This is a genomic window from Blautia sp. RTP21359st1_E11_RTP21359_211015, from assembly GCF_040910705.1.
Taxonomy (GTDB): domain Bacteria; phylum Bacillota; class Clostridia; order Lachnospirales; family Lachnospiraceae; genus Blautia_A; species Blautia_A fusiformis.
The window spans coordinates 1-12,016 of sequence record NZ_JBDGAB010000084.1 but is presented as its reverse complement, the minus strand read 5'-3'; the positions used below and the strand labels follow the sequence as shown (position 1 = coordinate 12,016).

Annotated in this window: 10 protein-coding genes and 1 pseudogene; 9 read left to right on the top strand and 2 right to left on the bottom strand. The window is 45.6% G+C overall.

Annotated elements, in window-relative coordinates:
- From AB5026_RS17940 to AB5026_RS17910, 7 genes are all read left to right on the top strand, one after another.
- Positions 1–275, top strand: a 275-nt coding sequence (locus AB5026_RS17940; RefSeq protein ID WP_368214076.1) for a PhoU domain-containing protein, incomplete at its 5' end; no start/stop codon positions are given.
- Between the two features lie 186 nt (positions 276–461).
- Positions 462–2,144, top strand: a complete 1,683-nt coding sequence (locus tag AB5026_RS17935) for an ATP-binding protein (protein WP_368214075.1) — start codon at positions 462–464, stop codon at positions 2,142–2,144.
- A 262-nt stretch (positions 2,145–2,406) separates the two neighbouring features.
- Positions 2,407–3,735 (top strand): hemolysin family protein, encoded by a 1,329-nt coding sequence (locus AB5026_RS17930; RefSeq protein WP_242872553.1) that lies wholly within the window; start codon positions 2,407–2,409, stop codon positions 3,733–3,735.
- A gap of 155 nt (positions 3,736–3,890) precedes the next feature.
- Positions 3,891–4,451 (top strand): TetR/AcrR family transcriptional regulator C-terminal domain-containing protein, encoded by a 561-nt coding sequence (locus AB5026_RS17925; RefSeq protein WP_015526280.1) that lies wholly within the window; start codon positions 3,891–3,893, stop codon positions 4,449–4,451.
- A 201-nt stretch (positions 4,452–4,652) separates the two neighbouring features.
- Positions 4,653–5,207 carry an HdeD family acid-resistance protein gene (locus tag AB5026_RS17920; RefSeq protein ID WP_021977012.1) on the top strand — a complete coding sequence of 185 codons (555 nt, stop codon included), beginning with the start codon at positions 4,653–4,655 and terminating at the stop codon, positions 5,205–5,207.
- Between the two features lie 56 nt (positions 5,208–5,263).
- Positions 5,264–6,640, top strand: coding sequence for a radical SAM protein (locus tag AB5026_RS17915; protein WP_059086672.1), 1,377 nt, complete (start codon positions 5,264–5,266; stop codon positions 6,638–6,640).
- Positions 6,641–6,846: 206 nt separating this feature from the next.
- Positions 6,847–8,295: a uracil-xanthine permease family protein gene (locus tag AB5026_RS17910; protein WP_118752848.1), complete on the top strand. Its 1,449-nt coding sequence runs from the start codon at positions 6,847–6,849 to the stop codon at positions 8,293–8,295.
- 367 nt (positions 8,296–8,662) lie between these two features.
- On the opposite strand, the gene AB5026_RS17905 is transcribed toward AB5026_RS17910, so the two are convergent.
- Entirely contained in the window at positions 8,663–8,851 is a 189-nt protein-coding gene (locus AB5026_RS17905) for a hypothetical protein (RefSeq protein ID WP_110103587.1), read from the bottom strand.
- 332 nt (positions 8,852–9,183) lie between these two features.
- A complete protein-coding gene (locus tag AB5026_RS17900) occupies positions 9,184–10,047 on the bottom strand; it encodes a class I SAM-dependent methyltransferase (protein ID WP_092069884.1) in 864 nt (287 codons plus the stop codon).
- A 392-nt stretch (positions 10,048–10,439) separates the two neighbouring features.
- Here AB5026_RS17900 and AB5026_RS17895 point away from each other — a divergent pair, with 392 nt between their 5' ends.
- The gene (locus tag AB5026_RS17895; RefSeq protein ID WP_021651427.1) at positions 10,440–11,723 is read left to right on the top strand and encodes a hypothetical protein; all 1,284 of its coding nucleotides are present in this window, start codon (positions 10,440–10,442) and stop codon (positions 11,721–11,723) included.
- A 72-nt stretch (positions 11,724–11,795) separates the two neighbouring features.
- A pseudogene (locus tag AB5026_RS17890) lies at positions 11,796–12,016 on the top strand (peptidoglycan-binding protein); the annotation flags it as partial.

Genomic DNA, 12,016 nt, shown 5'->3' with positions numbered 1-12,016 from the left:
CCTTTGTAAAGGGTGATCTTGAGCTTTGCAGAAAGGTTATTGACGATGATGATAAGGTGGACGATGCCTTCAATGATATTAAGGAAAAGCTGGCCGAGGTCCTGAATAACGGAAAGCCGGATGCAAACATCGGTCTGGATATCCTTATGGCTGCAAAATATTTCGAGCGTATCGGTGATCACGCTGTGAACATTGCAGAGTGGGTGGAATATTCCATCACAGGAAACCACAGAAGCGGTTCCAGTCATACAGATAACTATTTTGTTGAGGAATAGAAATAAGTAAGAGCAGATTGCAAAGAGTTGCATTATTATAAAAAAGTGCTGTGGTATTGAAAGGATATCACAGCACTTTTTATAATGTGATGAAATTTACAAGGATTTAACTTTTTCCGGATAATTATTTTTACATTGCTTTTGTAAAATGCTATATAGATTTCGGAGAAAGGAAAGGGCTGAGCTTTGAGTAAAAAAATATTTAAGTATATCATGCTGGTTTCATCACTGATCACAGTACTGGGACTGGCATTTGTCGTGGGGATCCTTTATCACTATTTTCAGGGACAGCTGATGGGTGAGCTGAAGAAAGAAGCCGTGTATATTTCCAGAGGTGTGGAAAGTACCGGGACAGATTATCTGAAGAAGCTGAATGATGAGGATTCCAGGATCACTTATGTGGATGAAAGTGGAAAAGTTATCTACGACAATGAGGCAAATGTGGAAAGCATGGATAATCACGGACATCGCAAGGAGATCCGTGAAGCAGAGATCAACGGAGAAGGTGCGGATGAAAGAATGTCATCCACGCTTTCCGAAAAAACAATGTATTATGCAGTACGCCTTGAAAATGGCAATGTGCTGAGAGTTTCCAGTAACCAGGCTTCTGTATGGATGCTGCTCCTGCAGCTGCTTCCGCCTTTTGCTGCAGTTCTGATACTTATGCTGCTCCTGTCCGGCGTATTTGCATCCAGGCTTTCCGGGAAGGTTGTGGAACCTCTTAATGGGCTTGATCTGGAGCATCCGGATGAGAATGATGCCTATGATGAGGTACAGCCGCTTCTCAGCAAGATTGGCAGACAGAGCCGGCAGATCCGTCTGCAGCTTGAGGCAGCCAGAAGACAGCAGAAAGAATTTTCTATTATCACGGAGAACATGCAGGAGGGACTTCTTGTGATCGACCGTTATACCATGGTACTTTCTATCAACTCCAGTGTGGGAAAGCTTCTTAAGGTAAAGGAGATCAAAACAGGAGAAAGTGTATATCTTCTGAACCGCTCGGAGGAGTTTCGAGGTGTCGTTGGGCAGGTCCTTGAAGGAAAGCATGAGAACAAGATCCTTCGTCTGGATGGCAGTGAGATTCAGGTGATCGCCAATCCGGTCACAAGAGAAAACAAGACAGAAGGCGCGGTGATTCTTCTGGTGGACGTAACCGAAAAAGTAGAACGGGAACAGCTGCGCAGAGAATTTTCCGCCAATGTTTCCCACGAGCTGAAAACACCGCTGACTTCTATTTCCGGCTTTGCAGAGATCATGCAGGACGGATTTGTGAAGGATGAGGATGTGAAGGTTTTTGCAGGACGCATCTATAAGGAAGCGCAGAGACTGATCCGTCTGGTTGGAGATGTGATCCGGATCTCCCGTCTGGATGAGGGCGGATTGCCGTATCAGTGGGAAAAGCTGGATCTTTACAGTCTGACTCATGATATTTTTTCTACCTTACATGAAGCTGCCGAAAAGCAGGAAGTGCATATGTATATGGAAGGCGGAAGTACAGTGCTGGATACAGTGCCGACGATCATGGAAGAGGTTCTCTATAATGTCTGCGATAATGCTGTCAAATATAACCGTCGGGGTGGAGAGGTCTTTGTGAGACTGAAGGATGGCGAGGATGCAGTTCGCGTGAATGTGCGGGATACAGGGATCGGTATTCCGAAGGAAAATCAGGAACGCATTTTTGAACGCTTTTATCGGGTGGACAAAAGCCATTCCAAGGAAATCGGCGGAACCGGTCTTGGCCTTTCCATTGTGAAGCACGGGGTAAAAACTCTGAACGGCAGGCTGTGGCTTAACAGTGAACCGGGACAGGGAACCGAGATCATTATGGAATTTCCGAAACATCATATGGAAAAGGAAGCAGCAGAGTGAACATAGGTCGTGCAGCGATGATGTTCATAGGCATGCAGCAGAGTGGAAGATGAAAGGCCGTTCTGTTGTATGTATCTGCTGCTTTTTATATCATAGTATATTGCTGGTTGGAGGTTGATGGTTTGACAGACCGGAAGGGTTATGCTATCTTATGTAATAATAATCAGAATAAGCAACAGGAAAGCGGATGATAACGGTCCGCTTTCTGTATTATAATTGGTTCGGAATAATTCCGGACGACTATACTGAGGGGAATAAAAATATGATACAGGCAATTGTTTTACTGGTGTTCCTGATCTTTCTGAATTCTGTTTTCGCAGGTGCGGAAATGGCGGTTCTGTCCATGAATGAAGCGAAGATGAAGGAGCTGGCAGAAGAGGGAGATCACCGGGCGCAGATTTTGATAAAGCTTACAGAACAGCCGGCACATTTTATGACAGCGATCCGTGTAACGGTAACTACGGCAGGATTTCTGCAGAGCGCTTTTGCGGCAGAATATTTTGCACAGCCGATGACAGAGGCACTGATAAGGTCAGGGATAGATGTACCACAGAATGTTCTGAAGATCGTATGCATGATCATTGTGACCATACTGCTTTCCTATGTAAGTCTTCTGTTCGGAGAACTGGTGCCAAGACGTCTGGGAATGAAAAATCCGGATGAGCTGTCTCTGCGTCTGGCAGGACTTCTTAAGATCGCGATGATCGCAGTCTGGCCGGCTACTGCACTTCTGACAGTAACTGCCAATGGTGTGCTGTATCTGATGGGAATCAAACCGGAAGAAAAAGAGGAGCAGGCCACAGAGGAAGAGATCCGTATGCTGCTTACAGAGGGAAATGAACAGGGCAGCATCCAGCAGGAAGAAAGCGAGATGATCCAGAATGTTTTTGACCTGGATGATACTGCGGCAGATGAGATCTGTACACACAGAAGAGATGTGGTTGTCCTCTATATGGAAGACTCTGATGAGGAATGGGAACGGATCATCAGAGAGAACCGTCACACCTTTTATCCGGTATGCGGGGAAGACCAAGATGATATTATCCATATTCTGGACACCAGAGATTATTTCCGCCTGGATGACAGATCCAGAGAAGCTGTTCTGCATCATGCCTGTTATTCGCCGTTTTTTGTACCGGAATCCATGCGTGCCAACCTGATCTTCCGGGAAATGAGGGAAAAACGGGATTATTTTGCAGTAGTGTTGGATGAATATGGCTGCTTTGTAGGAATTGTCACTCTGCATGATCTTGTGGAGACGCTGGTGGGAGATATTGACGACAGGACAGATCTGCCGAAGCCGGATGATATTGAGAAGACAGGAGAACATATCTGGAAAATACAGGGAGGAGCGATCCTGGATGATGTGGCAGAGGTCATAAATGTGGAGCTTCCTGTAGAAAAATATGATACTTTCAGCGGCTTTGTCTGCGGAGTTCTGGAACGTGTACCGGAGGACGGAGAACAGTTCCGATGCAGCTGGAAAAACCTGGATATTGTGGTAAATCAGGTCAGAAACCATACCGTTGTGGAGGGAATCGTTCATGTTCAGCCAGAGAAAAAAGTGCAGGAACAGAAAGAAGAGATCTGACAAAACCTTGTTCAGCCAGGTCATGGGACAGTTATCGGGAGAAAGATCTCCGGGGATTTATGGACATTTTCGAACATGTTGTTGCTTGAAAGTATGTTATTTTTATGACATAATAAGGAAATAACCCGAGGAAAGCTTGTGATGGGGGAGAGAAAATGCCAGGTTTTACAAGACAGATCATACTGCATACACTGACGGAACTTATGAACGAAAAACCATTGTCCAAGATTACGGTAAAGGACATTGTGGAACGCTGTGGAGTAAACAGGAATACATTTTACTACCATTTCAGAGATATTCCGGATGCAGTGGAAGCAATGGTAAAGGAAGAGCTGAATGACATTCTGAAGGATCAGAAAGTACCGGAATCAGTCAGCGACTGTATGGAAATCCTTGTCAACGCAGTTCAGAAGAACAAAAAAGCCATGATACATCTGTACCGCTCGATCCAGAGGGATGTATTTGCCGATTATCTGGATCATGCCGCAGAGCGTGTGGTGGAGGAGCTGATCAACAGGGCGGTCGGAGACTTTGAAATGGATCAGGAAGATAGGCATCTTATAAGCCGGTATTATAAATGTGTATTTGTGGGAGTGATCCTGGACTGGCTACGGCATGATATGGATTATGATATCCTGTCAGATATGCATAAGCTGGAGTATATTTACGAGAAGAGCCTTGAGAGTCAGTACAAAAATCTGAAAGAAAAGCTATGATTTCAACTAAATGAAGATTAAAAATATCCATTTAGCTGTAGAACAGGAATGTCCTCGAATTTTATTAAGGTATAGAAACGGTTAATTTTGAGCTGGTGTCTAAAATTTAGGCACTGGCTCTTTTTTGTCTGTTTTTTTAAACGACACAGGGATGTATAATTCAGTACAATAAATGAGAAAAAATTATCAAGGAGGGAACGTATGGATGACCTGAAACAGCTGAAGCTTGTAAAAAACATCTACATCGTCATGTCATTACTGTTCTGTGTGCTGGGTATTTTTCTGATGGCAAGGCCCAAAAGCTCTGTAAAAATGCTGTGCGTGCTTATGGGAATCATGCTGATCCTGTACGGGGCTATTAAGATCAGCGGATATTTCACGAGAGATGCTTTCTGTCTGGCATTTCAGTTTGATCTGGCTTTCGGGATCTTGCTGATGGCAGTGGGAGTGATCCTGATAGCCAGAAAAAATTTCGCAGTGGATCTTATTTTTTCCGTGTTCGGAATCCTGATCCTGGCAGATGCCCTGTTTAAGATCCAGATGTCTGTAGATGCGAAGAGATTCGGTCTGGCGCTGTGGTGGCAGATTCTGCTGGTCGCACTGGTCACCGGAGTGATCGGAGTTCTGGTTTTTATCAGACCATGTGAAGCAGCAGCTACGATGATGGCACTGGTAGGATTTTCCATTTTACTGGAAGGGATCCTCAATCTATGGGTCGGGATCCTGACGATCAAGATCATCAAGAGTCGGCTTTAAACATAAACATAAAAATAACCAATCACTTTAGATAATAACATAGGAGGAAATAGAGTATGGGAATCGTAGACAAAGCAAAACAGGCAGCGATCGCAGCTACCGTAACAAAAGCACTGGATTATCTTGAGAAGGATCCGGAGACAAATATACCGAAGATCATGGAAATGGTTGATAAAGTAACACCGGATGGCTGGTATGCAGGACAGAGAAATGCGATCCGTCACTCCATCGAGGCAAAGGACAACTGGTATCAGCTGATCCTTCGTATGTATCAGCTGGATGCAGGCGTACGCCAGACATTTTTCCGTAACTTTATTGTAAATGCCAGTCTTAAGGGAAGCGCAACGCAGGAAAAGGTATCAGAAGAGAATGACTGCAATGTACCGTGGGCAATTCTTCTTGATCCTACCAGCGCATGTAACCTTCATTGCACAGGATGCTGGGCAGCAGAGTATGGCCACAAGCTGAACCTGGATTTTGAGACCATCGATTCTATCGTAAAACAGGGTAAAGAACTGGGAACCTATATGTACATCTACACAGGCGGTGAGCCACTGGTACGCAAAAAGGATCTCATTAAGATCTGTGAGATGAATCCGGACTGCGAGTTCCTTTCCTTCACAAACGGAACTCTTATTGACGAAGAATTCTGTCAGGAAATGCTCCGTGTGAAAAACTTCGTTCCGGCTATCAGCCTTGAGGGAACAGAGGCAACTACAGACGGACGTCGTGGTGATGGTGTATATCAGAAGGTTATGCACGCCATGGAGCTTCTGAAGAGTCATGGCCTTCCGTTCGGTGTTTCCACATGCTACACATCCGCAAACGTAGATGCAGTAAGCAGTGAGGAGTATTTTGATCATCTGATTGAGTGCGGAGCTTATTTTGCATGGTTCTTCCACTATATGCCGGTTGGAAATGATGCAGCAGCAGATCTCCTTCCCACACCGGAGCAGAGAATCAAAATGTACGATAGCGTCCGCAGATTCCGTGCCACAAAATCTCTCTTCACTATGGACTTCCAGAATGATGCAGAGTATGTAGGCGGATGTATCGCAGGTGGCCGCCGTTACCTCCATATCAATGCAAACGGAGATGTGGATCCTTGTGTATTCATTCATTTCTCCAATGCGAACATTAAAGAATGTACACTCCTTGAGGCGCTGAAGAGCCCGATCTTTATGGAATATCACAAGGGTCAGCCGTTCAACAAAAACATGCTTCGTCCATGTCCGATGCTTGAAAATCCTGAGCTTCTCCGCAAGATGGTTGAGCGTGCAGGAGCGAAATCTACAGATCTTCAGTCTCCGGAAACAGCGGAGCATCTCTGTGCAAAATGTGATCACTATGCAGAGGTATGGAAGAAACAGGCCGATGAGCTCTGGAGTGAGAGCCAGGCAAAAAAAGCTGCAAAAAAATCAACAACTTGTTAATTAACACTTGATATAGATGTTGGGATACTGTATAATGAACCCGTTTTTCAGGAGTCTGAAATAACAGTTCAGATAAGAGTGTCGAAACAGAAGAGACACGATACGTGTACTGACAGATAACAGGGCGGTTATATTCAGCAGTGGGTATAACTGCCTTCTTTTTTATGTTATCGTCAGGACATAGGGAAAGAAAGGATGGATTCATTATGGAAAAACAGGAGAAAAACACAGCCAGCCCTTATGAGCTGGACGGACGCCCACCTCTTAAGGTGGCAATTCCCCTTGGACTGCAGCACGTGCTTGCCATGTTTGTGGGTAATCTTACCCCGCTTCTGATCATCACAGCTGCCTGCGGGATCGAAGCAGGAGGGGATCTTCAGGTTGCATTACTTCAGAATGCAATGCTGATCGCAGGAATTGTTACACTTGTACAGGTCTTTACGATCGGACCGGTCGGTGGCAAGCTTCCTATCGTTATGGGAACAAGTTCAGGCTTCATCGGCGTATGTCAGAGCGTTGCCGGAGTCATGGGAAATGGTATCGTTGCCTATGGTTCAATCATGGCAGCCTGCTTTATCGGCGGTCTTTTTGAGACTGTTCTGGGAAGCTTTCTGAAGCCCTTGAGAAAATTTTTCCCATCTGTTGTAACAGGTACAGTTGTACTTTCAATCGGTCTTTCACTGATCGGTGTGGGAATCAGCTCTTTCGGTGGCGGAAGCTCCGCAAAGGATTACGGTTCTCTTGAAAACCTTTTCGTAGGCTTTGTAGTTCTGATCGTGATCATTGTACTGAAGCATGGAACAAAAGGCTTCACAAGCTTTTCTTCAATCCTCATCGGTATTATCGTGGGATACATTCTGGTAAGTATCATGGCTATGGTACTTCCTACAACATTTACATATGTAGATGACACAGGTGCTACTGTGGAGGCTACAAAGGCCTGGGTTCTCAACTGGGACAAGGTTGCTCAGGCAAAATGGTTTGCGGTACCGGCACTGATGCCTGTAAAATGGGTGTTTGACGCACGTGCGATCGTGCCGATCCTGATCATGTTTATTGTAACTGCAGTTGAAACAGTTGGTGATATTTCCGGAATCACAGAGGGTGGTCTTGGAAGAGAGGCTACAGACAAAGAGCTTTCCGGTGGTGTTATGTGTGACGGACTTGGATCTTCCTTCGCAGCACTGTTCGGTGTGCTTCCGAACACATCCTTCAGCCAGAACGTTGGTCTGGTTGCAATGAATAAGGTTGTAAACCGTTTCTGTATCGCTACAGGAGGAATCTTCCTGATCGCATGCGGACTGTTCCCGAAGCTTGCTGCACTGATCTCCATCATGCCGCAGAGTGTTCTTGGCGGCGCTGCTGTTATGATGTTCTCATCTATTGTTGTCAGCGGTATCCAGTTAATTACCAAGTGGCCGATCGGACCGAGAAATGTTACGATCGTTTCCGTAGCACTTGGTCTTGGTTATGGACTTGGCTCCAATACAGCGATCCTGGTGCATCTGCCACAGGCGATCAGCCTGATCTTCGGCGGTTCCGGTATTGTTCCGGCAGCGGTATTTGCGATTATTCTTAATATTGTTCTTCCGAAGGATGAGAAGAGTGAGATTGAGAGAGCTGAGGAGATGCTTGAAAAAGTTAAGAATAAATAAGAAAGTGTAAGAATAAAAAGATTTTTTTTCTTTTTTGAGACTGTTGGACTTTATTGGTCTGACGGTCTCTTTTTTTTATAATTTTTTATTTTGGGGATAAAGGTTCGGCCTTTTGGAAGGCGGTAATTTGCGAGAAGGGGAAGCACTCGGAGTTGCGAAGGCCGTCTCCCCTTCTCGCGCTCTTCCCCTCCTGGCCACGCCGCTGTTCGGCGTTGTAGTGGGTGTGAATGTTCTGACAGGGTGCGGGATTCGGGGGTGTCGAGAAGGGGAGGCTGTGCCGATCTGTTGGGTGGTGGATAATAATAAAAAGGATCTGTAAAAGGCGAGATTTTACAAATAGTTCTGCCCTTTTCAGATCCTTTTTTTGTTAGTAATTGTAGGCTCCCTCATAAGCATTGCATCGTTCTTTCCGATGTCCCTGCTCTACACAGGAGCTGCACCGGTCACAAAATTCCTGCTCATAGCAGGTAGAACAGACACATCCCTTACAGGCATCCCGGTTATAAGCCGGCGTGCAGGTAAAAGGAAGAGTATCCTTCGTAGTTTCCGTACTCATAAAGATCACGCTCCTTTTTTCTATATTATAGACCTATCAAAAAAGCGTTTCAATACAAATAATCAGAAAATACAAAAAGATACCTGATAAAAAGTTACTGTTCACTCCGTTTTCAGTAATACGCTTTGTGATGCACAGAATTTATACTGATCGTATAAATTCGCGCGGTATGTCTCGGGCTTTCTGTGACCTTCGCTAACTCCGAGTGCTTCCCCTTCTCGCAACCCTGCCCACGCCAAAGTGTCCCCTAGAAAGGAAAAACCCCAACTCACAGCAGTTCACAACAGCAGAAAAAAAGTGCCAGCTAATAAGGATGCCACAACAGCCCTATCCTACCGGGAGGAGCTCCACCGTCCGGAAGCTCCGCAAGGAAGAACCAGACCACTTTCTGTTACAGGAAGTCCGATCTCCTGTGACTCCACATTACCCTTCCAGGGTTTTAGCTCCGTGGCAAGCATATAAGTCAGAACAGCCGGTGCAAGACCTGTAGTATAGGAATTTACCAGGAAAAACAGCGGATCATCACTGAGGATCTTCGTACAAAGCTTGATCAGCGGATGGATCGCATCCTCGATCTTCCAGATCTCGCCCTTAGGTCCGCGGCCGTAAGAAGGCGGGTCCATAATGATCGCATCATAATGATTCCCTCTGCGGATCTCACGCTCTACGAACTTCACGCAGTCATCCACAAGCCAGCGGATCGGCGCACCGGAAAGTCCGGAAGCAGCAGCATTCTCTTTTGCCCAGTTCACCATACCTTTGGAAGCGTCCACGTGAGTAACGGAAGCGCCGGCTGCAGCTGCAGCCAGAGTAGCGCCGCCGGTATAGGCAAAAAGATTTAAGACCTTGATCGGGCGTCCTGCATTGCGGATCTTTTCACCGAACCAGTCCCAGTTCACAGCCTGCTCCGGGAAAAGTCCTGTATGCTTGAAGCTGAAAGGCTTCAGATTAAAAGTAAGGTCCTTGTAATGAAGCTCCCACTGATGAGGCAGATCAAAGAACTCCCACTCACCGCCGCCACGGCTGCTTCTGTGATAATGTCCGTTCATATGCTTCCAGCCACGGTTTTTGCGGGGAGTATCCCAGATTACCTGCGGGTCCGGACGAACCAGAAGATAATCCCCCCAGCGCTCCAGCTTTTCTCCTTTTGATGTATCAATAACTTCATATTCTTTCCATCCATCTGCAATCCACATGATGATCAATACCTCTTTCATAATAGTAAATTTATAAGATATATATAGCATTTTTATATAGCATTTCCGGAGATTACTGTACCAGATCCGGCTGATCGGGACATGAATCCATAAAACACCATAATAATGTTTTTTCCAGTATAGAGGAAAAATGGATGCTGTGCAAGAGAAGTGCAGAATTTTCCACGAAAGATTTGACAACAGCGCTTTTACATACTAAAATGTACGCAGAGATTTTCTGCCGGGGCAGAGGCTTCCCGCTTCCGTGAAACTGTGGCTGTTTTTTGCGGAAGAGATTTTGCAGAGAATTCCTGACAGACAGAAATCGTTAACAGAAGAAACACAGCAACCGTAGATATGAAACTGTGCACAAAAAGAGGAGAAGCAAACTTATGAAAAAATATTGTGAGATGAGCAGGGAAGAGCTACTCGATTTAAAGAAAGAACTTGACCGTGAGTTCGACGAGATCAAAGCCGAAGGTCTGGCACTGGATATGTCCCGTGGTAAACCTGCACCGGATCAGCTTGATCTTTCCATGAAAATGATGGAAGTACTTGCAGGGGATGCAGATCTGAAATGTGAGACCGGTGTGGACTGCCGTAACTATGGAGTCATCGACGGAATCCCGGAAGCCAAGAGACTTCTCGGTGAGATGTCAGAGGTAGAGCCAGAGAACATCATCATCTATGGTAACTCCAGTCTGAACGTAATGTTCGATACCATTGCACGTTCCTATTCCCACGGAGTAATGGGAAATACACCATGGTGCAAGCTTGACAAGGTGAAATTCCTCTGTCCTGTACCAGGATACGACCGTCATTTTCGTATCACAGAATTTTTCGGCATTGAGATGATCAACATTCCGATGTCTCCGGAAGGCCCGGATATGGACATGGTTGAGAAATATGTCAATGAAGATCCGGCAGTAAAAGGAATCTGGTGTGTTCCGAAATATTCCAATCCGCAGGGCTACACCTATTCCGAAGAAACAGTTAAGCGTTTTGCGCATCTGAAGCCGGCTGCACCGGACTTCCGTATTTACTGGGATAACGCTTACAGCATCCATCATCTCTATGATGACAATCAGGATTTCCTTCTTGAGATCCTTGATGAGTGTGCGAAAGCAGGAAATCCGGACATTGTTTATAAATTTACTTCTACCTCCAAGGTAAGCTTCCCTGGTTCCGGTATCGCAGCAGTTGCTGCATCCAAGGCGAACCTGGATGACTTCCGCAAATACATGACTGTACAGACCATCGGACACGACAAACTGAACCAGCTTCGTCACGTTCGTTTCTTCAAAGATATCAACGGACTGCATGAGCATATGAAGAAACACGCAGACATCCTTCGTCCGAAATTCGAGCTTGTTCTCGCAACACTGGATAAAGAGCTTAACGGACTTGGAATCGGTGAGTGGACCAAACCTCACGGCGGATATTTCATTTCCTTTGATTCTATGGAAGGCTGTGCGAAAGCCATCGTTGCCAAAGCAAAAGAAGCAGGCGTTGTTATGACTGGAGCAGGCGCAACCTATCCATATGGAAAGGACCCGAAAGACAGCAATATCCGTATTGCACCAAGCTACCCAAGCGTTGAGGAGCTTGGCAAGGCAGCAGAGGTATTTGTTCTCTGTGTGAAGCTTGTAAGTGTGGAAAAACTTCTGGAGAAATAAATCGATCACATCAGACTGCCCGGTATTTCAGCACGCGTAATACCGGGCAGTCATAACTATTGGAGAGAGCTCATGGATGAGGAAAAAGAAAAAATGAAAACGGGCAAAAAGTTGGTCATTGCACTGATCATGATCCTGCTGATCCTTACAGCAGGGGCTTATGGATATGGTGTACACTATTTTACAGATCATTTTTTGCCGGGATCTCAGGTGAATGGTTTTAACTGCTCCTATAAAACTGCAGATGAAACAGAAAAGCTTCTTGCAAAGGAAGTGCAGGCATATGTTCTTAC

What these genes read in the sequence shown, in the direction of transcription:
- AB5026_RS17930 (WP_242872553.1), top strand. Translation starts at nt 2,407, where the DNA reads ATGATACAGGCAATTGTTTTACTGGTGTTCCTGATCTTTCTGAATTCT.
- AB5026_RS17925 (WP_015526280.1), top strand. Translation starts at nt 3,891, where the DNA reads ATGCCAGGTTTTACAAGACAGATCATACTGCATACACTGACGGAACTT.
- AB5026_RS17920 (WP_021977012.1), top strand. Translation starts at nt 4,653, where the DNA reads ATGGATGACCTGAAACAGCTGAAGCTTGTAAAAAACATCTACATCGTC.
- AB5026_RS17915 (WP_059086672.1), top strand. Translation starts at nt 5,264, where the DNA reads ATGGGAATCGTAGACAAAGCAAAACAGGCAGCGATCGCAGCTACCGTA.
- AB5026_RS17910 (WP_118752848.1), top strand. Translation starts at nt 6,847, where the DNA reads ATGGAAAAACAGGAGAAAAACACAGCCAGCCCTTATGAGCTGGACGGA.
- AB5026_RS17905 (WP_110103587.1), bottom strand. Translation starts at nt 8,851, where the DNA reads ATGAGTACGGAAACTACGAAGGATACTCTTCCTTTTACCTGCACGCCG.
- AB5026_RS17900 (WP_092069884.1), bottom strand. Translation starts at nt 10,047, where the DNA reads ATGTGGATTGCAGATGGATGGAAAGAATATGAAGTTATTGATACATCA.
- AB5026_RS17895 (WP_021651427.1), top strand. Translation starts at nt 10,440, where the DNA reads ATGAAAAAATATTGTGAGATGAGCAGGGAAGAGCTACTCGATTTAAAG.